The organism is Lysinibacillus sp. K60 (genome assembly GCF_019731275.1).
Taxonomy (GTDB): Bacteria; Bacillota; Bacilli; order Bacillales_A; family Planococcaceae; genus Lysinibacillus; species Lysinibacillus capsici.
In genome coordinates this window covers 226,875-247,225 of record NZ_JAASJR010000006.1, presented here as the reverse complement: position 1 = coordinate 247,225, position 20,351 = coordinate 226,875, and the positions used below count along the sequence as shown (strand labels likewise).

Below are 20,351 nucleotides of genomic sequence, written 5' to 3'. Positions count from 1 at the left end.
TTATATAAAAAAATTTGAAAAACGAAATAGATTTATTAATTTAAGGTAAATACGCTTTATTTATAGTCGGCTTATTTCAAAAAGTGAGGTGAATGTTACATGAAAAAAATTGAAGTGGTATTGTCTGACTATGATCCAAATTGGGAAGAACAATTTTTAGATGAAAAAAGAAGTATACAAGAAGCTATTGGCCCTGCAATAGTTTTTTAGAAAAGGGCTGTGGGGCAAAGGAACATGTCATTTACATATAAGTGAATATAACAGTAGTGAATGGATTGACAAATGCCTGTTCCGAGATTATCTTCGATTAAATGCTCAAACGGCACATGAATATGAGACTTTGAAGGAACAGCATGCCTATCATTTTTAATATAATCGCCCAACATATACGCTGTAAAAAGAGCCTTTCATTCAATAGGTGATTACTCAAGCTAAAAATGAAGGCTATGAAAAATAGTAAAAAAGCCATTCTAAAAAAAATATTGAATGGCTTTCTTCTATATAATAGTCTATCTAGCAAGTTCAACAACTGTATCATAAAAAATATTAGTTGCTACAATAATATCCTCATCTGAACTGTATTCTAAGGGGTTGTGACTAATACCATCCTTTGAACGGACGAATAGCATTCCAATCGGTGCAATTTCAGCTATATTCATTGCATCATGCCCAGCACCGCTTATGAGAGAATAAGGTCGTATACCTTGCTTTTCAATACTTGTAGTGAGTTGCTGTTGTAGCATGGCATCCGTTTTTGCTGGTTTAATTCGCTGCAATACTTTTGAAGTCAATGTAACATGTCTTCGTTCAGCAATTTGTTGAAGTTGTTGCATAATTTCTTGTTCTAATGCACTTACTTTATTTTCGTCAATATCACGAAGATCAATCGAGAACGTGACTTTACCTGGTATAACGTTTGTCCCATTTGGAGAGACCGTTAGCTTACCAACCGTTGCAACGGAATCTGTTGTATTGTTTGATAGTTGCTCAATAGCTAAAATCATTTCGCTTGCTGCAGTTAGAGCATCCTGACGAATGGGCATAGGTGTGGCACCAGCATGTTCACTAACCCCTGTTACGGTTACCTCTAACCATAAAGGGGCAGCAATACCTGTGACTACACCGACTGGTAGGTCTTCATTTTCTAATACTTTTCCTTGCTCGATATGCATTTCTAAATAAGCTTTTATGTCATTACGATGCACTTGTGTTAAAGGATAAGGTGATAAATGGAAATCCCTCATGGCTTTTTCAATAGCAATGCCAGCTTCATCTGTATGCTGTAATTGCTCCTCTGTTAAAAGACCAGCCATTGCACTACTGCCAAGGAGCCCAAAGCCAAATCTCGTTCCTTCCTCATCCTTAAAAGCGACAACTTGAATTTTTTTAGAGGGTATCAACTGTTGCTCATGCATAGTATGTACCACTTCAATAGCTGCTAGCACCCCTAATGCTCCATCATATTTGCCACCCTCTGGTACTGTATCGATGTGAGAACCTAGCATAATGGTTTCATTTCCTTCACCATATGTACCAATAAGGTTTCCAACTGCGTCGATTGTGACATTCATACCTGCTTGTTCCATATAAGTTGTGACTAACTCAATGGCCAGCTTTTCTTCTAGTGTGAACGAGAAGCGGTTAATGCCACCTGTCTTTTCATTACGACCAATTTGACTTAAGTCTTGAAGATGCTGTACGAGCCTAACTCCGTTAATCATGACATCACTCTTTCATTTGGAATTGGAAGTGGCACTGTCCTTCACGTAAAACAAATTGATCATGTACCACCTCTAGGCTTTTATTGTACCCTTTAGCAATAGAAGGGTCGATGACTTTACAATACATAATGCCATATTTACCCATATTATCATCTGCCCATTGTTGACCTAATGGGCAATGAGTAAACGTTTGTTCAACCTCATTTTCTTTATAAACGGTTTCGATTTCAAACAAATCACTACGACCCATATCATAGTTAGTTAAATAATGCTCCACGGAATTTTCTAGGCCGTTTGTGCGAGCACGTTGAGCAATACCTTGGCCCCGCTTATGGCCAAAACGTTCTACTGCCCGCATAATCACTTGTTCACCAGCTTCTCCATATTCGTCTACCACTGGCTTGGCAATCTGTGCAAACATTTTAGAAAATCGAGCAAACGGTGTTAAATCAGCAAATTTCTCTTCACCTACAACGATTTGAGGTAAGTATTCAAAGAAAGTATGATTTTCACCTTCTGCTGTTGCTTTTTTCGCCATGGCTTCAGCATCCTTTAAACCAAACGCCTCTAAACCTTTTTGTACTAATCTCCGACCATGCTCTCCATACTGCTCTGTAATGGAGAGATGTAATTCTGTAAACATTTTTGCGGTAATTATGTCCATAGATAAAGCCTTCATCATTAATTTTTCCTCTGCCATTTTATGAGCCCCCTCATTACAAATCATATTGATTTACTTGGATTTTATTTTTATTATAGAGGTGGCTAGTAATTTAAATCAAATGAATATTTACACAATCCAATATGAAAAAAAATCATAAAAGGAGCAGAATAGCATGGCTACATTAGCACAATATATTGCTTTCCATACACTTATCGATACAGGGAATTTTACAGAAACAGGCTTAAAGCTCAATCTCACACAGTCTTCAATCAGTCATACGATTAGTAATTTAGAGGCAGAACTAGGGCTTTCTCTAATTATTCGAAACCGCAATCATATTGTTTTAACGAGTGAGGGGAGAATTGTTTACGAACATATCTCAAAAATATTGCAGCAACAACAGCAGCTTGAAACCTCTGTAGCAAATTTAAAAAATCTCATTGGGGGGACGTTATCGGTTGGTATTCTACCAAGTGTTTCCTTGGTGTTATTACCAAAGGTTTTAGCGTATTTCGAACAACATCATCCAGACCTACAAATACGTTTGATGGAGGGAGATTATGATCAAATCGAAGAATGGCTTCATAATGGCGTTGTCGATATCGGTTTTTTAGTGCAACCAAATTCTAAATATCTTGTATTCGATGCGATTTTTAATGATGAGCTTGTTTGCATTATGGCACAGGAGCATCCATTGGCGAAGGAAGAGATGCTCTCTCTAGAGCAATTGCAGGATGAACGCTGGATTATGCCTAAACGTACGATTGATCGAGATGTATCAAAGATTTTAGCTAAACATAAAATCCATCCCAATGTAGTCTATGAACTATCAGTAGACCAAGTCATTTTGACAATGGTCAATGAAAATTTAGGCATTTCTGTTGTGCCCAACTCCCTTTTACTACATGCACCAAGTAACCTGATTAGAAAAAAATTTTATCAAGCTTATATTAGACAGGTTGGAATTGCACATAAACACAGTATTCATCTTTCTCCAGGAGCTTTGAAGTTTGTAGAAATATCGAAATACTTTGCCTCCTTTTTACAAAATTAGTTATTGACAATTAAAAAAACCCGAACTATTATCTGATAAAACCAATTGGGATTGTTTAGATTAATCAGATGGAGGACTTTGGGTATATGCATACAATTGTTTATGTTGAAATATTTGTCTATTTACTCGCTATGCTAGGAGTAGGGATTTACTTCAGTAAAAAAGATTTATCACATAATGATTACTTTCTAGGGGGAAATAAACTACCGGGCTGGGCGTTAGCCTTTTCAGAGCGTGCAACGGGTGAATCCGCCTATATGTTTTTAGGGGCAATTGGCTTTATTTATGTGGCTGGGTTGTCTGGCATTTGGATTTTATCTGGCATGCTTTTAGGCGTTGTTGTGTCATGGCTATTTTTATCAAAGCGCTTTATGACAGAGCAACAAAAATATAAGGTGAATAGCCTAACAGATTATATTGCTGTTAAATTTCCAAAGCACGCAGATATAATTCGTTGGTTAGCTTCTGCAGTATTGGTGTTATTCTTTGTTTGCTATTTAGCAGCTCAATTTTCCGGGATGGGTAAAACGATTTATTCATTTTCAGGACTCAACATCACATGGGGAACAATTATTATTGGAGCAATAATAATTGCCTATTCATGTATGGGAGGATTTATGTCCGTAGTTTGGACAGATACAATCCAAAGTTTTTTAATGCTGATCTCGTTCGTCATTGTACCAATTGCAGCTTATATGGAAATTCAACATCAAGGTTTAAGCATTTCAACAGAGCTTGCACAAATGGGCAATGGTGCGGATAGTTGGGTTGGAGGCTTAAATGGACTTGCCTTAGGGGCGATGTTATTTACAAATCTATCATGGTTCTTTGGCTGGCTTGGGGGGCAACCTCAATTGAGCTCTCGCTTTATGGCTATTACGACTGAAAAAGAGCGAATTACTGGCCGTAATATGGCGATTATTTGGACATTAATTGTCTATGTGGGTGCCTTTTTATCTGCCATTTTCGCGTCCACTTTGTATAAGCAAGGTTCTATTGAAGATCCTGAAATGATATTGCCGCATATGGTATTTGAAATTTTACCACCTTGGGTTGCAGGAATTATTGTGGCTGGTATTTTAGCAGCTATTATGTCAACGGCTTCGTCTCAATTGTTAGTCATCACAACATCGATAAGTGAGGACATAATTCATAAAACTTTACGTTGGAATATTTCTAGCAAAAAATTGGTTCACCTTTCACGTCTAGTGGCTGTTATTAGTGGGATTGTGGGTATTATCATTTCACTCAAATCAGGTTCTGTGATTTATAGCTTAGTATCCTTTGCATGGGCAGGGATTGGCAATACATTTTCGGTTGTGATCCTTTTAATCTTTTTCTGGAAACGTGTTTCAGGCATTGGGGTCATTGCTACAATTATTGTCGGTTTTATTAGTGCGATTGTATGGTCCCTGTCACCTATGGAGGCCGTTGTGTCAGCCAAGGCAGCGACATTCTTTATTTGCTTAATTGTTGGAGTTGTGCTGTCTTTAGTATGTCCTGATAAAAAGGAAAACGATCTGAATGATATTTTAAAATAATAATAAAACTCCTCTTTTGCTGATATATTTCTCAAAAGGGGAGTTTTCTTTTTATGCTTATGACCATATTGAAATATGATAGAAAGAAGAGCAACCACTCTAACAGGAAATTACATAATGTGTGGACCTTTTTGGTTAACAGGGTTTATGCAAAAATGAAGCAAGGGGGTTAGGAAGTGTTTAGTGATTTTAAGCTTATGGATGAACGACCAGTTTATGTACAATTGAAGGATTATGTTCAAGACATGATTGTCAAGGGGCATCTGTTGGAACATCAAAAACTTCCATCTACCCGTGAACTTAGTAAGTTATTAGCAATCAGTAGAAACACGGTGCTGAACGCATATGCCGAATTAGAGCTAGATGGCATCATCTATGCATTGAAAGGAAAAGGGCATTTTATCGGAAAGGTTACTACAATGAAAACTTCTTCTGTTGAAATAGATTGGAAACAAAGGCTGAGTGAAACAACTTTATTAGCTGATGAAATTGATTTAATACGACAAGATATACACTGGAAAAAAGGTATGATTTCATTTACTAGTATAGCTCCAGAAGAAAAGCTTTTTGATGTGGAAAATTTCAAAAGGGCATTTCTCACAAGGATGTCCATTGAAGGAGATATTGTCTTGAACTATGGCTATGCCAAGGGGTATAAGCCCTTAATTGACCATCTTATTAGCTATATGGAGATGAAAGGTGTGGACATTTCGAATAAGGATATATTAATTACAAATGGTTTTACAGAAGGTCTAGATATTTTATTGTCCTCTTTAGCTAAAAAATCAGGGCGTGTACTATGTGAAAATCCTACACATCATGCAGCATTGAAGCTTTTCCGTTTGCATGGGTTAGACATACATGGCATCGATATGCAAGATGACGGGATTGACATGGAACAGGTGGAAGAAACGTTAGCAGATCAGGATTTTGATTTTGCCTATCTTATCCCGTCCTATCATAATCCAACAGGAATTGTCACTTCCTCCGAAAAAAGGAGTGCTATTTTTCAGCTTTTCTCCAAATATCAAATACCCATTGTAGAAGATGGTTTTAATGAGGAGTTAAGGTATTCAAGTTCGCATTTGGCACCACTAATCGCTTTTAGTGGTACAGGTAATAACATTGTCTATATTGGTAGCTTTTCTAAAATTCTTTTCCCTGGCTTACGTGTTGGCTGGATTTTAGCAGATAAGGAGTTAATTGATAGCTTGGAAAGTATGAAAAGAGCTCGAACAATTCATACATCAACCCTGGATCAGGCAGTGTTATATCAATATTTACAGGATGGTTACTTTGAAAAATATTTAAAGAAAGCAAGATTTGTTTACAAGAAAAAATATGAGCTTGCCCGTCAAGCCTGTATGCAATATCTTCCCTTTAGCAGGATAACAGGGGATGGGGGACTTCACCTTTTTATAGAACTAAAAGAGGATGTAGATGCACGTTTGTTGCTTGAGAAGTGCTATGACAAGGGCGTGGTATTTTATCCAGGCGATGTATTTTATACAAATGGGAGAGGTAGTAATACATTTCGTTTAGGTTTTTCTAGGTTAGCAGATGACGATATTATTCGAGGTATTCAAATCATTGGTGATACATTGACAAACGTTATGAGGAGTTGAAAAAATGAAGGTTGGCGTAATTATGGGTGGTACTTCCTCTGAAAAGCAGGTTTCCATCATGACAGGTAAGGAAATGGTCGCTCAATTAGATAAGCAAAAATACGAAGTTGTGGCCATCACATTAGATGACAACAAAGAGGTAATTGACAAGGTGGGTGATATTGATGTGGCTTTGTTAGCACTTCACGGTAAGTTTGGGGAAGATGGTACGATTCAGGGGGTACTAGAAACGTTAGGTATTCCTTATACAGGAAGCGGTCTTCTAGCAAGTAGTTTGTGCATGGATAAAAATATGGCTAAAAAAATCCTTCGCTATGAAGGTGTCGCAACTCCAGATTGGGTGCATCTCATAAAGGGAGAGGAGTTGCCCTTACAGGATATAGAGCTTATGGGTTATCCACTTGTAGTTAAGCCAAATGCTGGTGGTTCTAGTGTGGGTGTTCAAATTGTCCATGATCGGAGTGACTTATTGGCTGCGATTACAGAGGTATTTAAGTGGGATAACGAAATCATTATTGAGCAGTATTTGATTGGTGACGAAATTACATGTCCAATACTCAATGAACAGCTATTGCCAGTCCTGTCAATCAAACATACAGCAGTATTTTTTGACTATCAGGCAAAATATGATGATGCTTCTACAGTAGAGGAACCTGTGGAACTACCACTTGCAATTCATGACCGAGTGGCAAAGGCTGCGATGATTAGTTACAAGGCTTTAAGATGCAGTGTCTATGCAAGAGTAGATATGTTAATTAAGGATGGCGTTCCTTATGTGTTAGAGGTTAATACATTGCCTGGCATGACGCAAAATAGCCTCCTACCAAAAAGTGCCCTTGCTGCGGGGATCAGCTATTCAGCACTATTAGACAGCATTATCGAAAGCTCTTTACAGATGGATAGAAATAGGTAAATAGAAAAACAAAACCGCCGATAGAATTTGTGAAAGGTGAAAATGGATATCCGTTGCAAGCTACTTCTAATGAGTCATTAGATCGTTACTGTTAGGATGAAAGATAAGGAAAAGACACTTTTGCACATATGGTTGATTGGAATGGAGCCAGCGTCACTCCTACGGGATTAAGCGACTCATCGGACGTCCCTTGGAAAGAACGCTGGCGGAACGGAAATCCCCCCTCGCTTTGCCAAAAGATCTTTTTTCTGCTAGTGACATGAATATTTTTTCAACAACATAAAACACCTTTTGTTGTTACCTACAAAAGGTGTTTTGACTGTTTTATGATTTTGCTAATTCAATAAAGCCTTCTCCGAAAACGTCCCTTACATCATGAATGGCAATAAAGGCGTCCTTGTCTACTTCTTTGACAATTTTTTTAAGCTTTACAACTTCTTGTTTACTAATAACAATATACAGGATTTCCTTTTGTTCCTTTGTATAATAACCATGACCTGATAGAACAGTTACCCCACGATTCATATAAGCAGTTACCTGTCCAGCAATGTCTTCAGGTTTTTTAGAGATAATGGTAACTGCCTTTTTAGGGTTAACCCCTTCAATAACAAACTCCATTACCTTTGTACCAACATACAGCATAACAATTGTTAGCATTAATGCCTCCGCACCAATGATAAAATAAGATGAAAAAGCAACAATTAAATCGAAGAATAAAAGTCCATAGCTAATACTCCATCCAAGATATTTGTTAGTGATTCTCGCTAAAATTGTAGAACCTGCTGTTGTACCACCAACTCTGATAATCAAGCCAATACCGACTCCTGCAAATACGCCACCAAAAATTGTATTGACGATAATCTCATCTGAAGAAATAGACCATGTTTCTGTTAAATGTAAAAATAAAGAGTGGAATGAGACCGCAATGATTGTATAAATTGTTGTTTGTCTATTTAAAAATTTATAACCAACGATAAGTAAAGCTGCATTCATAGCAAAGCTGACAATACTTGGCGACCATCCGAACAGATAATAAGCAATAATCGTTAAGCCTGTTACGCCACCTTCACCTAAATCATTTGGAATAACAAATAAGTTAACTGCTAGGGCAAAAAGCAGTGATCCAAGCATAATCATTAAAATATCGATAACGTATTTCTTCATTCACATAACACCACCAAATCAAATTTTATTTTTTCTTAAATTCCATACTATATCAGGTTTTCACCAAATGATATACTTTTTGGAATGTTCATTTGTGATATATCGACAGTAATTAGTGTGTCTTTAGAGAGAACTTTGGAAACTTGACATATTATAGCCAGAATTTATAATAGTCGTAACACCGCTAGGAGGGTTATTAAAAAATGACACATGCTATGAGACTACGTTTCCCAATATTGAACCAATAACTGAATAGGGCCAAACTCTGTTTTGTGACACCAGAGTAAATGGGATAGTCTGTCCTTTTTTAATCATCTTCATCATCATGAGAAAAAGAGACGCTTGTCTTACAATAAATCTCTTTTACTTTACATCACAGGCAAATTGTCTGTGTTTTTTTATTGAGTGTAGGGAGGAAAGTGAAATGTATAGTCTATTATTCTTTTGATACGAGCTTTGATTAAAGCTCGTATCGATACCATCGCTATCGATACGGAATGATCAATTTCGGGAGGTAGTAATATGGAAAAGGTTTGCTTTGAGTTAGAGAATGTAGTCGTTACTTATTTAGATAAAGAACTTTTAAATATTGAAAAATTAGCTGTGCATCAATTTGACCGGATAGGTATCGTTGGTAAAAATGGTGCAGGTAAAAGTACGTTGATGAAGTTACTTGCTGGCAAGCAACAACCGGTAAGTGGGAAATTGAAAAGACATGTTCATTTCGGATATTTTGAACAGATGGAGGCACCAACGTTAATAGAGGCAGATCCACAGTTATTAGGGAAATTAGCAGTACCTAAGTATTCTGAAGGATTAAGTGGTGGAGAGCAAACAAGATTAAAGCTAGCACAATTATTTACTTCTTATGAGGAAGCTTTGCTTATTGATGAGCCGACAACACATTTGGATCAACTCGGAATCTCCTTTTTATTAGATGAATTACGTTATTATTATGGGGCACTCGTGCTCATCAGCCATGATCGTGCTGTACTAGATGAGCTGGTTACAACGATATGGGAGGTAGATGGTGGTAAGGTAACGATCTACTCAGGCAATTACAGCGATTATGTCATGCAAAAGCAATTAGAGCAAGATCAACAAAATCAGGCTCATGACCAATATTTGAAAGAAAAGAACCGACTTGAAAAAGCTGTAGATGAAAAAATGAAAAAAGCTGAAAAAATTGCTCAGGCAGGCAATCTGTCTAAAAGAGAGGCTAACGCTAAACCTAATCGTATGTTTATGACAAAGTCCAAAGGCACAAGTCAAAAAGCCGTACAGCGTGCAGCAAAAGCTATCGAACATCGGATAGGGAAGCTTCAAAAAGTAGAAGCGGTGCAGGAAGAAAGAAAAATTGTTTTTCGGCAATCAAAAGCGTTGGCATTGCATAATAAGTATCCCATTATGGCAGATCGATTCACTTTATATGCTCAAGATAAGGTGCTATTACACGAGGTCAGTTTCCAAATCCCGTTAAGTAAAAAAATTGCGCTTACGGGTAACAATGGTAGTGGTAAAAGTACATTACTAAAACATATAGCCAATAATGGTGAGGGAATAACTATTTCTCCAAAGGCTAAAATAGGTTATTTTCATCAGATGGGCTACCAGTTTGCTGATGAGGAAACAGTGCTACAATTTTTAAAGAATCGCTCTGAATATGATGAAAGTTTATTACGAAGCGTACTTCATTCCATGCAGTTTGCTGGCACTGATCTACAAAAGAAAATTACCACACTTAGTGGTGGTGAGGCCATACGTCTTCAGCTTTGTCAGCTGTTTTTAGGAAATTATAATATTCTGCTGTTGGATGAACCAACTAATTTCTTAGATATTCAAGCCCTTGAAGCCCTTGAACAATTTATAGCTGCTTATGAGGGAACAATAATCTTTGTCACACATGATAAAAATTTTATCGACAATGTAGCAGATATTCAGTTTACTGTTCATAATAAAAAGATATTTTAAGTGGAAAAGGTGTGATTCTCTTAGGAGAATCGCACCTTTTTTAGTGAATTTTTATTAGGAAGGAAGGTTAATGGAAAATTTCGGCGAAGGTGTAGATAGATAATATGAAAAAGGATGATGAACGATGATAAATACGGATGTGACGACGAAACTAAAAATCAATCAACCAGCCCATAAAGTATTTGAAGCCATTATTTCCCCTACTGAAATCGGGCATTATTGGTTTTCTAGCAGTTCTGAAAGATGGGGAGAAGGTAAAAGAATTACGCTTAAATATGAGGAATATCGTGCAGAGGGTGTGATCACCGTGCTTGAAATGGAGGTGAATAGAAAAATTGTGTTTGTTTGGGGAGAAGAGCATGGTGAAGTGACGATGGTTACCATCACTTTTGAAGAATCACAAAGTGAAACAATTATTACTGTTGTAGAATCAGGGTTAAATGCACATGACCCAGAAATTGTGACAAAAATGATGGGCCAAAAAGAGGGTTGGGTCTATACATTAACGTGCCTCAAAGGATATTTAGAAAATGGGGTTAGCAATTTACGAGCTTCTCTAGTTCATTAAGGAGGAGAAGTATGTCAACGATCGAAATAGCATTACGATTAAATAACCAGTCGTCTACAGTATTACAGCAATGATTGTTAGAAGCAGCTGAGTGAGGGAGGGATGAATATGAAAAAGTTGTATTGGATGATTGGCGGTGTTTTGGTTTGTATAGGTTTTGTATGTAGCATTATTTTTTGGAAGTTTCAAAAAGAAATCAAGAAGAACGATCCTGAATATATCGTGCAATTTATCAAGGAACATAAAGAGGATAAAAATATTTCCGTAGCCATTCAATATAATCAACAACATTGGGTGGAGCTAAACACCAAGGAACAGCTACCGTTAGCAAGTACGGTTAAAATAATCGTAGCCATCGCCTATGCGCAACAAGCAGCTGATGGCCGTATTAATCCTAAAGAGCAAGTAAATCTAAAGGAGTTAGAGGCATTTTACATTCCTAAAACAGATGGTGGCGCACATAAAGCATGGTTGGCGCAGTTAAACCTTCAGGGTGCAGATAGTGTACCTTTAAGTGAAGTAGCAAATGGCATGATTGCCTATAGCTCCAATGCAAATACGGAATATTTAATGCATGTATTAGACTTTCAAATAATTAATGATGTGCTTACACAGTTAAATGTAGAGGATCATGAACCTTTGTATCCAATTGTAAGTGCACTTTATATTCCCATTCACTTGATGGAGGAAAAAAATTTAACGAAAAAAGCAACATTAACTGCTTTGCGAAAAATGGATATGGTTGAATATCGAGAGCGTGCATTGGCTATTCATTCGAATTGGATAGAACATCCTTTAACAATTGAGGAGAAAACAAAAGCTCAAAAAATGCTCAATATGGATTTTCAAAAGATATGGTCTGATCGTTTAATAAGGGCCACAACAAGTGATTACATCTCTATTTTAGAAAAATTGAATGGTAAAAATTTCTTTAGCGCAGAAGTACATAAATATTTAGATCCCGTGTTGGAGCAATTGATGCAGAATCCTAGAAATCAAGCATGGTTAAAACATGCAGGTCAAAAGGGAGGATCGACGGCATTTGTATTAACACTAGCAGCCTATGCGGAAGATAAAGATGGAAATCAAACAGAGATAGCCTTTTTTGCTAACAACTTAAATACAATGGAGCAGATTAAGCTCTCCAATAGTATGAATAGTTTTCAATTGAAATTTCTTACAGATGATAAATTTCGTAAGCGTTTGAAAGAGGAATTTTCCGAGTTGTGAGTTGCCCATAGATAAGGCAACTCATACTATTGACTACGCTCATCAATCAGTTTTTCAAGAAATTCTGAGAAAGAAGAGGCATATTCTTAGATCATGTCATTCATTAAGTCATAGCACATAACTGGAAATTCGCCGTGTTCATCTTTAGACGAACGATCAAAGAAGTACAATTCGTCAGAGTCTGGAATAAATAAATCCAATCTATTCGGAAATTGTTTACACCACTCCTCGTCAGCCAAGTTAAGACGATGTATATAGAGAATATCATGATCATTGATGTCTCTGTATGCTGGTGGACCGATTGAGAGAATAGATCCACCAGTCAGCTGCCCATTGCCATAATTTTTTAACCACCAGCAATAGGATGGTGGTAATTCAAATCCTAACTCTGCTTCACTTCTACAATCCATTCATGTTTAACAACGTGTCCAGAAAACCATTTAATTGCAGGAGTGCCTGCAAGTTTTTCTGTTAATCTAGCATACACTGTATCTACCTCCAGTCTATATATAAAGATTACTCAATTAAGTCACACTACATGTGAGTACCTTCTTTCATTCAACTGCATACTATAGCGTTATCATGTATGAGAGGATTGAGATAAATGTACCACCCTTATTACGGTAATTATCAATCGTATCATTACGGTTATCAACCTGTTTATTGGGCCTACCCAAATCAGGCAGAACGAGAGCCAAGAAGTAATGTCCAGAATGATTTTGGACCAACACCATTTGTTATCGACATTGAAGAGGCTACAAAGCGCAATAATAATTATCGTACAGCATTGTGGACAGGGTCAAACTTACAAGTAACGGTGATGAGTCTTAATGTCGGAGAAGATATTGGTTTAGAAGTACACCCACATGTGGACCAATTCATTTGTATTGAGGAGGGGCATGGATTAACTCAAATGGGGCCAACTAGAGATTATTTAAACTATCAGAGACATGTCGCAGAAGATACGGCTATTATGGTACCAGCAGGAACATGGCATAATATTACGAATACAGGGGATAAACCCCTGAAGCTTTACACGATTTATGCGCCACCAAATCATCCATTTGGGACTGTACATGTAACAAAGGCTGAAGCTCTTGCGGGTTATGGACAGCATGACTAGGGATCATAAAAGCGTGTTTTCATACAAAACATGCTTTTTTCTTGAATTATGATAGAATGTGTTTTAATTGCAGATAATAAAGGTCCTGAATGAAGGGTGATGAATGATGAAGTATTCAAAAGCAACAAACTATGCTTTACATACAATGGTGTTTTTAACACGCAATCCTAAAGGGAAATCAATGAGTGTAGAGTCTTTAGCAGAAATACAAAAATTATCTCCAACCTATCTATCGAAAATATTAACAAAGCTAGTGAAAGCAGGTTTAATTGAGTCGAATCCAGGTGTTAACGGTGGTTACCGCATTTCTAAGCGCTCCCAAGAAATTTCGTTTTTAGAGGTTATTTATGCGATTGAAGGACAAACCTCATTATTTAGTTGCTCTTCTGATCACGAAGATTCCTTCCATCATCAAGGCTGTCTCATTGAGCAAGTGATGGTAGATGCTGAGAATAATATGAAAGAAGAGCTTAGTAAGAAATTTATAATAGATATAGCTAATAAAATGGAATTAAAAGGATAGCAGCTGGAATAGGAACTAGGGTTTCGCCCCTAGCTCCTTATTATTTTAATTGCATGAGTGCGCCAAAATATTGCTGTGCTGTTGTGAAGCAGATAAATGCTAGTAGCTCACTAATCTCCGCTTCTGTTAAATATTCTTTTAATACAGCCGTGACATTGGGGGCGGTGTGCCCCTTAGCAGACAAGAATGCTTCTGCAAAACCTGTACATACTGCTGTTTTCTCATCATAGTGCTGAGGATTGGGCTTCCCTTTAGCCTGACAATACTGACAGCCATTTTTTTGAGCTAAAGTTTTTCGAACCTCTTCTTTTAATGAAGCGGATAGATGCCCGTCTTTTTCGAGTACCTCCCCCAACTGCTGCCAGTGCAGCTGAATTCCCTTGTTGTAGCCTAATAATTGTTGAAAGGGTGTTAAGCCCTTGTCATATAATTGAATAAGTGTCATTAATCATTCCTCCTTCTATTAATTAGTGTAAAATGTTCATAACGAAGTTAATATATCAATTCGAAGGGAAATATGATTGTTTTCCTTCAAAAAGAAGGGGTATTTACAAAATGGATTTCATTAACGAAATGATACTTAAAGAATTAAAAGAAGATAGTCGAATTTCTATGAGCGAGCTAGGAAGAAGGGTTCACTTATCTGCACCAGCAGTTCGTGAAAGAATAAGACAATTAGAGGAACAGAAGGTCATTAAGAGATATACGTTGGCTATTAATAAAAAAGCATTGGGTTATCCAATTGACGCTATTGTTGAAGCGACAATCAAAAATAACCGCTATGCAGATTTTAAAGAATATCTGAAGGTTTATACAAATATAGACTTCTGTTATCGCATTTCAGGTGAATCATGTTTTTTATTAAAGGGGCATTTTCAATCTTTTCCTGATGTAGAGCAGTTTATTGATGCATTACAACCATATGCGCATACAAAAACTAATTTTATTTTTTCAGATATATGTGAGGACGTATAGAAGATATGTATGGAAATCAAATTATTTGAAGAAGAAATTAATGATTTAGTTCATTTATTGACGCAAAATAAATGGTTGTATCACACCAATCCATACATAAAAGAAGAGGCTGTTCGCACCGCATATGCAGAGGGATACTATCAGAACAATCGTGAAACACATTGGATACTTGAAGATGGAGAAAAAGTTGGCGTTATCTTTATTCATGATATAGACGATACGATCCCCCTTTTTGATCTCCGTTTAGATGCAAATTATCGAGGCAAAGGATATGGTGTCAAAGCACTTCATTGGCTACAAGAATATCTGTTTGCCGAAAGAAAGAAAATTCGTATTGAAGGCTACACAAGAGTTGATAATATAGGAATGCGAAAATGCTTTAGTAAAGCTGGCTTTGTGAAGGAAGGGTATTGAAGAAATGCTTGGGAAAATGGCGATGGTACCGTGACAGATAGTATTGTCTATGGTGCCATTAAAGATGATTGGGTAGTAGGGAAGTCGAGACCAATAAAAATAGATGAAGTCCCATTTTAAAGTATTTGAGAGGAGTTATAGCATGGAAAAAGACGTATTAAATGCCTTAAGAAAATCATGGTCCATTCAATCAAGTTCTAAATGGAGTGTGGACAACCCTGCAAAAGGACAATGTGGCGTCACTTCATTAGTTGTGCAGGATATTCTTGGCGGAGAAATTAGGAAGACATTTCTTGAGGAAGGCTGGCACTTTTATAATATTATTTATGGAGAAAGAAAGGATTTCTCCGAGGAACAATTTCCATACCTAATCGACTACCAAGATATTGATTCAAATAGGGTAGAGGCTTTTCAAGATACTAATGATAGTCAATATCGTTATCTAAAAACACAAGTTTATCAGCTTTTAGGGAAGGCAGAGAATTAATTATCTCTGCCTTTTTAATTTTCAAAACAAAGTTGTTGACGTGTATAAAAATATCGTGTTATTATTATTTCGAATTCAAGATAAATAAATTCAAGATAAATGAATTCGAACCTTTAGCTTCGTCAGGAGGTACAATTATGGGGTTTTTTAATAAATTATTTCGTACAAAAAAAGAGGAGGAACAAACAATGGCAGAATTAAATATCGGTATTATTATTGGATCAACTCGTGAGGGACGTGTAAGCCCTCAAGTAGCACAGTGGGTAAAGGAAATTGCAGATCAACGCGGAGATGCCAATTATACAGTAATTGATATTGCTGACTATAAATTACCATTATTAGGTGAGCCAGGACAGGATGCTTCAGGAGCACAAGGTTGGTCAGAAATTATTGCTAAACAAGATGGCTTTGTATTCATCGTACAAGAATACAATCACTCTATTACAGGTGCATTAAAAAATGCACTAGACTACTTACGTGTTGAATGGAATAACAAAGCAGCTGGGATCGTGTCTTATGGTTCTGTAGGCGGTGCTCGTGCAGCAGAACATTTACGTGGGATTATGGGTGAGCTTTTAATCGCAGATGTGCGTGTTCATCCAGCACTATCATTATTCACAGATTTTGAAAATGGCACAGAATTCAAACCAAAAGAAGTACAAATAGATTCAGTAAACCAAATGTTAGATCAATTGATCCCATGGTCTAAAGCGTTGTATACAATTCGCTAAGCTTTTACAGATTGAGGTAGGTATAAATAGAGCATAGTATAGGTGAGAAATATAGTCATGAAAGGGCTTGTTAACATGAAAAAACATACAGCAGGTATACACCATATCACAGCGATCGTAGGACATCCGCAAGAGAATATTGATTTTTATGCGGGAGTATTAGGCTTACGTTTAGTAAAACAAACAGTAAACTTTGATGATCCGGGCACATATCATTTATATTTCGGTGACAAAGGTGGGAAACCAGGAACAATCATTACCTTCTTCCCTTGGGCTAATACTTATCATGGACGTATTGGTGATGGTCAGGTTGGCGTTACAACGTATGTTGTACCAGAAGGAGCACTGCCATTTTGGGTTAATCGCTTAGCGAAATACTCGATTCCTTTCCAAAAAGCTGAACGTTTTGGTGAGCAAGTCATTCAATTTGATGATCCACATGGTTTGCATATTGAAATCGTGGCACGTGCGGAAGGCGGGCTCAACGAATGGTCATTTGGTGAAGTAACACCTGAGGTTGCTATCAAAGGATTTGGTGGAGCTACATTATTCTCAAGTCACCCTGAAGAAACTGCAAAAGTTTTAACAGAAGTAATGGGTCTTGAAATGGTTGGGACAGAAGGTGACTATACGCGTTTTACTTCTAGTGCAGAGATCGGCAATACAGTGGATTTAAAAACAGTTGCAGGTCAACGTGGCCAAATGGGTGTAGGAACAGTGCATCATATTGCGTGGAGAGCTCAAGATAATACAGATCATTTAGAATGGCAAGAGTATGTGATGAATCATGGACAACATGTAACAGAAGTAAAAGATCGTAATTATTTTAATGCGATTTATTTCCGTGAACCTGGTGAAATTTTATTTGAAATCGCTACAGATCCTCCTGGATTTGCTCATGACGAGACACCAGAGACTATGGGTAGCCAATTAATGTTACCACCTCAGTATGAGCAGCATCGTGAACAATTGGAAAGAACATTAATTCCTATTAATGTACGTGAACTGGATTAAAGGGAGGAAGTCGCTTTATTTCGATTAATCCTAAAAGTAATTCAGAGTGAGAAACTTGTAGAGCAGATAAATGAAACAGCTGCTCCTTGCCTGTTACAGATAGCGAACTTGTACGAATAGAATTTAATCAAGCGAAAATGTTGAGTTAATAACATTTTCGCTTTTTTTATTATCAATACCATCTAAATAATACAAATTTACTTCGCTTTTACACACAAAAGACTTTAAAGAAGCGGATGTGCTTCTTGTTCCATTTCTGCCTCCCATTTAGCCACTTCTTCACGTACACGAGGAGCAACCTCTTTACCTAGTAGTTCGATAGCTTGCATTACTTGATCATGTGGCATGGTACTTAAAGGCACGTACAGCATAAATCGTGTAATTCCTACGTGCTTGCATAGGTGAATAATTTTTTTAGCAACAGTATCTGGATCACCGACATAAAGTGCTCCTTCAAAGCTTCGTGCAGCATCATAACTAGAACGGTCATAATAGGGCCAGCCTCTTTCCTTGCCTAATTTATTCATACCAGCCATTGTTGATGGGAAAAATGTGTCCGCTGCCCATTCACTACTGGGTCCAACAAAACCTATTGAATGAGTACCTACCTGAAGTTTTGATAAATCATGACCTGCATGAAGTGCTGCCTTTTTATATAACTGAACAATCGGGGCAAATTGCATTGGGCTGCCGCCGATAATTGCTAACATTAGAGGTAAACCTAAAAGCCCAGCGCGAACTGCAGATTGTTGATTTCCTCCACTAGCTACCCAGATTGGGAGATTCTTTTGAACTGGTCTAGGATACACACCTAAATGATTGATTGCTGGTCGATGTCTCCCTTCCCAATTTACTTTCTCAGACTGCCGAATGCTAAGTAGTAAGTCTAAATGTTCCTCAAAAAGTTCATCATAATCATGTAAATCGTAGCCAAATAAGGGGAAGGATTCGATAAAGGAACCACGACCTGCCATGATCTCTGCACGTCCATTTGATAGTCCATCCAATGTGGCAAAATCCTGAAAGACACGCACAGGATCTGCCGAAGAAAGGACAGTTACAGCACTTGTGAGTCGAATGTTTTTTGTTTGAGAAGCAGCAGCAGATAGCACCATTGCTGGCGAAGATGCAGCATAGTCTGCTCGATGATGCTCACCAATGCCAAAGACATCCAATCCTACTTGATCTGCAAGAATAATTTCTTCTACTACTTCACGTAAACGCTGTGCATGACTAATTACTTCACCACTGTGAACATCTGGTTTTGTTTCTACGAAAGAAGTAATTCCTATTTCCATTTGTTATCTCTCCAAGTCTAATTTTATTTAGTAAATCGTTTGGTTATTGCCCAAAAAAGAAGAGCAACCGTACTAATAGAGGCTCCGAGTAAGCAAACCCCTCCCCAACCAAAATGTGCATACATCTGAGTTGAAGCGATTGAACCGCTAGCACTACCAATAGAATAGAACACCATATAGCCTGCGGTCAGTCGACTTCGTGCTTCTATACGTAATGGGAGAATCATCGTCTGGTTCGTGACATGTACTGCCTGTACTGCCAAGTCAAGTAACACAATGCCAATAATTAATGCCAAGAATGACTTATCTAAATAATTAATAAATATCCAGGAGATAAGTAAAAGCGTTAAAGCAATACCTGTCGTTCTTTGTCCATAGCCTTGGTCAGCAAGTTTGCCCGCTTGTGCAGCAGCTAATGCCCCTGCCACACCTACAAGACCAAAAGCGCCAATTACAGTGTGTGATAGAGCCAATGGTGGTGAACTAAGTGGTAGAACAAGGGGCGTCCACAAAATACTAAAATCAGCGAAAATTAGCATGGCTAGAATAGAGCGGATACGTAATGTTCGCTCTTGAATAAACAGCGTGAACACGGATTGAATTAGCTGAGAATAGGTGAGTGATTTTACTTCACGCCCGCCCCCTGGTAAAACTTTTATAAACATACCAACCATTAGAAGCATGAAAGCGGCGGAGGCTAGATAGACAGAACGCCACCCTGCAAGATCTGTTACTAACCCAGCAAAGGTACGAGCAAGTAGTATGCCAATGACAATGCCACTTGTAACAATGCCTACGACACGACCACGTTCTGTAGAGGAAGCCATAGTTGCAGCGAACGCAACAAGGGTTTGAGTCACGACTGCAAGTAGACCAACTAAGGCCATACCCGCAAATAGCACTACAACATAGGAGGCAGTACCGACTAGAAGCAAAGCAACAGAGGACAATAGCATTTGTCCAATAATCAAGCGGCGTTGGTTTAGTAAATCTCCAAGTGGAACTAGAAGAAGTAAGCCTAGCCCATAGAAAATTTGTGTGACAGTAATAATCAAACCAATAATTGATTGATCAATAGCAAAATCATTCGATAATTCATCTAGCAGCGGCTGAGCAAAATAAATATTGGCGACAGACATTCCGCAGGCTGTAGCGAATAATAATGTTACAGCTCGGGATATAGAAGATGATTGATTTATATGAATTGCATCATCATTTGCATTGTTCACACTGTAACCTCCCTTTCTAATTGAGTTGTAATTATAACATACCGTTCGGTACAAAATAATTATTGGTAAATATATCTTAACTACATTGGATTTGTCAATATTTATT

The 20,351-nt window shown here is 37.6% G+C and carries 25 protein-coding genes; 17 read left to right on the top strand and 8 right to left on the bottom strand.

Going from position 1 to position 20,351, the window contains the following annotated elements:
- Nucleotides 1–99: 99 nt before the first annotated feature.
- Together HCH28_RS15290 and HCH28_RS25455 are read left to right on the top strand one after the other, a co-directional pair.
- A complete protein-coding gene (locus HCH28_RS15290) occupies nucleotides 100–210 on the top strand; it encodes a GrpB family protein (RefSeq protein ID WP_221681759.1) in 111 nt (36 codons plus the stop codon).
- Nucleotides 211–217: 7 nt separating this feature from the next.
- Nucleotides 218–370: a GrpB family protein gene (locus HCH28_RS25455; RefSeq protein ID WP_221681833.1), complete on the top strand. Its 153-nt coding sequence runs from the start codon at nucleotides 218–220 to the stop codon at nucleotides 368–370.
- Nucleotides 371–509: 139 nt separating this feature from the next.
- On the opposite strand, the gene HCH28_RS15280 is transcribed toward HCH28_RS25455, so the two are convergent.
- Nucleotides 510–1,721: a Zn-dependent hydrolase gene (locus HCH28_RS15280; RefSeq protein WP_221681757.1), complete on the bottom strand. Its 1,212-nt coding sequence runs from the start codon at nucleotides 1,719–1,721 to the stop codon at nucleotides 510–512.
- 4 nt (nucleotides 1,722–1,725) lie between these two features.
- Complete coding sequence (locus tag HCH28_RS15275; protein ID WP_221681755.1) at nucleotides 1,726–2,421, bottom strand: L-2-amino-thiazoline-4-carboxylic acid hydrolase; 696 nt, start codon at nucleotides 2,419–2,421, stop codon at nucleotides 1,726–1,728.
- 136 nt (nucleotides 2,422–2,557) lie between these two features.
- Here HCH28_RS15275 and HCH28_RS15270 point away from each other — a divergent pair, with 136 nt between their 5' ends.
- The 4 genes from HCH28_RS15270 (at nucleotide 2,558) to HCH28_RS15255 (ending at nucleotide 7,518) form a co-directional block, all read left to right on the top strand.
- Nucleotides 2,558–3,439 carry a LysR family transcriptional regulator gene (locus HCH28_RS15270; protein WP_221681753.1) on the top strand — a complete coding sequence of 294 codons (882 nt, stop codon included), beginning with the start codon at nucleotides 2,558–2,560 and terminating at the stop codon, nucleotides 3,437–3,439.
- An 86-nt stretch (nucleotides 3,440–3,525) separates the two neighbouring features.
- Complete coding sequence (locus HCH28_RS15265) at nucleotides 3,526–4,980, top strand: sodium/proline symporter (protein WP_221681747.1); 1,455 nt, start codon at nucleotides 3,526–3,528, stop codon at nucleotides 4,978–4,980.
- Between the two features lie 176 nt (nucleotides 4,981–5,156).
- Nucleotides 5,157–6,605 carry a MocR-like pyridoxine biosynthesis transcription factor PdxR gene (gene pdxR, locus HCH28_RS15260; protein WP_221681746.1) on the top strand — a complete coding sequence of 483 codons (1,449 nt, stop codon included), beginning with the start codon at nucleotides 5,157–5,159 and terminating at the stop codon, nucleotides 6,603–6,605.
- A gap of 4 nt (nucleotides 6,606–6,609) precedes the next feature.
- Nucleotides 6,610–7,518 (top strand): D-alanine--D-alanine ligase, encoded by a 909-nt coding sequence (locus HCH28_RS15255; protein WP_221681745.1) that lies wholly within the window; start codon nucleotides 6,610–6,612, stop codon nucleotides 7,516–7,518.
- Nucleotides 7,519–7,842: 324 nt separating this feature from the next.
- On the opposite strand, the gene HCH28_RS15250 is transcribed toward HCH28_RS15255, so the two are convergent.
- Nucleotides 7,843–8,682, bottom strand: a complete 840-nt coding sequence (locus HCH28_RS15250) for a YitT family protein (protein WP_004231561.1) — start codon at nucleotides 8,680–8,682, stop codon at nucleotides 7,843–7,845.
- Between the two features lie 203 nt (nucleotides 8,683–8,885).
- Between HCH28_RS15250 and HCH28_RS25450 the strand changes: the two genes are divergently transcribed.
- The 4 genes from HCH28_RS25450 to HCH28_RS15230 all read left to right on the top strand — a co-directional run bounded on the left by HCH28_RS25450 (nucleotide 8,886) and on the right by HCH28_RS15230 (nucleotide 12,451).
- Nucleotides 8,886–8,930: an erythromycin resistance leader peptide gene (locus HCH28_RS25450; RefSeq protein WP_115364072.1), complete on the top strand. Its 45-nt coding sequence runs from the start codon at nucleotides 8,886–8,888 to the stop codon at nucleotides 8,928–8,930.
- Nucleotides 8,931–9,204: 274 nt separating this feature from the next.
- The gene (locus HCH28_RS15240) at nucleotides 9,205–10,653 is read left to right on the top strand and encodes an Msr family ABC-F type ribosomal protection protein (RefSeq protein ID WP_221681744.1); all 1,449 of its coding nucleotides are present in this window, start codon (nucleotides 9,205–9,207) and stop codon (nucleotides 10,651–10,653) included.
- 124 nt (nucleotides 10,654–10,777) lie between these two features.
- Nucleotides 10,778–11,221: an SRPBCC family protein gene (locus HCH28_RS15235; RefSeq protein ID WP_221681742.1), complete on the top strand. Its 444-nt coding sequence runs from the start codon at nucleotides 10,778–10,780 to the stop codon at nucleotides 11,219–11,221.
- 108 nt (nucleotides 11,222–11,329) lie between these two features.
- Nucleotides 11,330–12,451 carry a serine hydrolase gene (locus tag HCH28_RS15230; protein ID WP_103118968.1) on the top strand — a complete coding sequence of 374 codons (1,122 nt, stop codon included), beginning with the start codon at nucleotides 11,330–11,332 and terminating at the stop codon, nucleotides 12,449–12,451.
- 86 nt (nucleotides 12,452–12,537) lie between these two features.
- Here the strand turns inward: HCH28_RS15230 and HCH28_RS15225 are convergent, their stop codons facing one another.
- Together HCH28_RS15225 and HCH28_RS25090 are read right to left on the bottom strand one after the other, a co-directional pair.
- Nucleotides 12,538–12,861, bottom strand: coding sequence for an SMI1/KNR4 family protein (locus HCH28_RS15225; protein ID WP_255601489.1), 324 nt, complete (start codon nucleotides 12,859–12,861; stop codon nucleotides 12,538–12,540).
- Nucleotides 12,834–12,938, bottom strand: a complete 105-nt coding sequence (locus HCH28_RS25090; protein WP_312129458.1) for a sugar kinase — start codon at nucleotides 12,936–12,938, stop codon at nucleotides 12,834–12,836. The genes HCH28_RS15225 and HCH28_RS25090 overlap by 28 nt, the downstream gene beginning before the upstream one ends.
- Before the next feature lie 117 nt (nucleotides 12,939–13,055).
- Between HCH28_RS25090 and HCH28_RS15220 the strand changes: the two genes are divergently transcribed.
- Both HCH28_RS15220 and HCH28_RS15215 read left to right on the top strand, forming a co-directional pair.
- Nucleotides 13,056–13,574: a cupin domain-containing protein gene (locus HCH28_RS15220; RefSeq protein WP_221681740.1), complete on the top strand. Its 519-nt coding sequence runs from the start codon at nucleotides 13,056–13,058 to the stop codon at nucleotides 13,572–13,574.
- 103 nt (nucleotides 13,575–13,677) lie between these two features.
- Entirely contained in the window at nucleotides 13,678–14,097 is a 420-nt protein-coding gene (locus tag HCH28_RS15215; protein WP_221681738.1) for an Rrf2 family transcriptional regulator, read from the top strand.
- A gap of 40 nt (nucleotides 14,098–14,137) precedes the next feature.
- On the opposite strand, the gene HCH28_RS15210 is transcribed toward HCH28_RS15215, so the two are convergent.
- The gene (locus HCH28_RS15210; RefSeq protein ID WP_221681736.1) at nucleotides 14,138–14,542 is read right to left on the bottom strand and encodes a carboxymuconolactone decarboxylase family protein; all 405 of its coding nucleotides are present in this window, start codon (nucleotides 14,540–14,542) and stop codon (nucleotides 14,138–14,140) included.
- 110 nt (nucleotides 14,543–14,652) lie between these two features.
- On the opposite strand from HCH28_RS15210, the gene HCH28_RS15205 reads away from it, so the two are divergent.
- From HCH28_RS15205 to HCH28_RS15185, 5 genes are all read left to right on the top strand, one after another.
- Nucleotides 14,653–15,072, top strand: coding sequence for an Lrp/AsnC family transcriptional regulator (locus tag HCH28_RS15205; protein WP_221681735.1), 420 nt, complete (start codon nucleotides 14,653–14,655; stop codon nucleotides 15,070–15,072).
- A gap of 9 nt (nucleotides 15,073–15,081) precedes the next feature.
- Complete coding sequence (locus tag HCH28_RS15200; RefSeq protein WP_255601483.1) at nucleotides 15,082–15,486, top strand: GNAT family N-acetyltransferase; 405 nt, start codon at nucleotides 15,082–15,084, stop codon at nucleotides 15,484–15,486.
- A 142-nt stretch (nucleotides 15,487–15,628) separates the two neighbouring features.
- Nucleotides 15,629–15,973 carry a YunG family protein gene (locus HCH28_RS15195; RefSeq protein WP_221681733.1) on the top strand — a complete coding sequence of 115 codons (345 nt, stop codon included), beginning with the start codon at nucleotides 15,629–15,631 and terminating at the stop codon, nucleotides 15,971–15,973.
- 137 nt (nucleotides 15,974–16,110) lie between these two features.
- Nucleotides 16,111–16,704 carry an NADPH-dependent FMN reductase gene (locus HCH28_RS15190; RefSeq protein WP_004231581.1) on the top strand — a complete coding sequence of 198 codons (594 nt, stop codon included), beginning with the start codon at nucleotides 16,111–16,113 and terminating at the stop codon, nucleotides 16,702–16,704.
- Nucleotides 16,705–16,779: 75 nt separating this feature from the next.
- Complete coding sequence (locus tag HCH28_RS15185) at nucleotides 16,780–17,718, top strand: ring-cleaving dioxygenase (protein ID WP_221681731.1); 939 nt, start codon at nucleotides 16,780–16,782, stop codon at nucleotides 17,716–17,718.
- Nucleotides 17,719–17,942: 224 nt separating this feature from the next.
- On the opposite strand, the gene HCH28_RS15180 is transcribed toward HCH28_RS15185, so the two are convergent.
- Nucleotides 17,943–19,016, bottom strand: coding sequence for an LLM class flavin-dependent oxidoreductase (locus HCH28_RS15180; protein WP_221681729.1), 1,074 nt, complete (start codon nucleotides 19,014–19,016; stop codon nucleotides 17,943–17,945).
- 23 nt (nucleotides 19,017–19,039) lie between these two features.
- On the bottom strand, nucleotides 19,040–20,245 hold the full coding sequence (locus HCH28_RS15175) for an MFS transporter (protein ID WP_221681727.1): 1,206 nt from the start codon (nucleotides 20,243–20,245) through the stop codon (nucleotides 19,040–19,042).
- Between the last annotated feature and the right edge of the window lie 106 nt (nucleotides 20,246–20,351).

What these genes read in the sequence shown, in the direction of transcription:
- HCH28_RS15290 (WP_221681759.1), top strand. Translation starts at nt 100, where the DNA reads ATGAAAAAAATTGAAGTGGTATTGTCTGACTATGATCCAAATTGGGAA.
- HCH28_RS15280 (WP_221681757.1), bottom strand. Translation starts at nt 1,721, where the DNA reads ATGATTAACGGAGTTAGGCTCGTACAGCATCTTCAAGACTTAAGTCAA.
- HCH28_RS15275 (WP_221681755.1), bottom strand. Translation starts at nt 2,421, where the DNA reads ATGGCAGAGGAAAAATTAATGATGAAGGCTTTATCTATGGACATAATT.
- HCH28_RS15270 (WP_221681753.1), top strand. Translation starts at nt 2,558, where the DNA reads ATGGCTACATTAGCACAATATATTGCTTTCCATACACTTATCGATACA.
- HCH28_RS15265 (WP_221681747.1), top strand. Translation starts at nt 3,526, where the DNA reads ATGCATACAATTGTTTATGTTGAAATATTTGTCTATTTACTCGCTATG.
- HCH28_RS15255 (WP_221681745.1), top strand. Translation starts at nt 6,610, where the DNA reads ATGAAGGTTGGCGTAATTATGGGTGGTACTTCCTCTGAAAAGCAGGTT.
- HCH28_RS15250 (WP_004231561.1), bottom strand. Translation starts at nt 8,682, where the DNA reads ATGAAGAAATACGTTATCGATATTTTAATGATTATGCTTGGATCACTG.
- HCH28_RS15240 (WP_221681744.1), top strand. Translation starts at nt 9,205, where the DNA reads ATGGAAAAGGTTTGCTTTGAGTTAGAGAATGTAGTCGTTACTTATTTA.
- HCH28_RS15235 (WP_221681742.1), top strand. Translation starts at nt 10,778, where the DNA reads ATGATAAATACGGATGTGACGACGAAACTAAAAATCAATCAACCAGCC.
- HCH28_RS15230 (WP_103118968.1), top strand. Translation starts at nt 11,330, where the DNA reads ATGAAAAAGTTGTATTGGATGATTGGCGGTGTTTTGGTTTGTATAGGT.
- HCH28_RS15225 (WP_255601489.1), bottom strand. Translation starts at nt 12,861, where the DNA reads ATGGATTGTAGAAGTGAAGCAGAGTTAGGATTTGAATTACCACCATCC.
- HCH28_RS15220 (WP_221681740.1), top strand. Translation starts at nt 13,056, where the DNA reads ATGTACCACCCTTATTACGGTAATTATCAATCGTATCATTACGGTTAT.
- HCH28_RS15215 (WP_221681738.1), top strand. Translation starts at nt 13,678, where the DNA reads ATGATGAAGTATTCAAAAGCAACAAACTATGCTTTACATACAATGGTG.
- HCH28_RS15210 (WP_221681736.1), bottom strand. Translation starts at nt 14,542, where the DNA reads ATGACACTTATTCAATTATATGACAAGGGCTTAACACCCTTTCAACAA.
- HCH28_RS15205 (WP_221681735.1), top strand. Translation starts at nt 14,653, where the DNA reads ATGGATTTCATTAACGAAATGATACTTAAAGAATTAAAAGAAGATAGT.
- HCH28_RS15200 (WP_255601483.1), top strand. Translation starts at nt 15,082, where the DNA reads ATGGAAATCAAATTATTTGAAGAAGAAATTAATGATTTAGTTCATTTA.
- HCH28_RS15195 (WP_221681733.1), top strand. Translation starts at nt 15,629, where the DNA reads ATGGAAAAAGACGTATTAAATGCCTTAAGAAAATCATGGTCCATTCAA.
- HCH28_RS15190 (WP_004231581.1), top strand. Translation starts at nt 16,111, where the DNA reads ATGGGGTTTTTTAATAAATTATTTCGTACAAAAAAAGAGGAGGAACAA.
- HCH28_RS15185 (WP_221681731.1), top strand. Translation starts at nt 16,780, where the DNA reads ATGAAAAAACATACAGCAGGTATACACCATATCACAGCGATCGTAGGA.
- HCH28_RS15180 (WP_221681729.1), bottom strand. Translation starts at nt 19,016, where the DNA reads ATGGAAATAGGAATTACTTCTTTCGTAGAAACAAAACCAGATGTTCAC.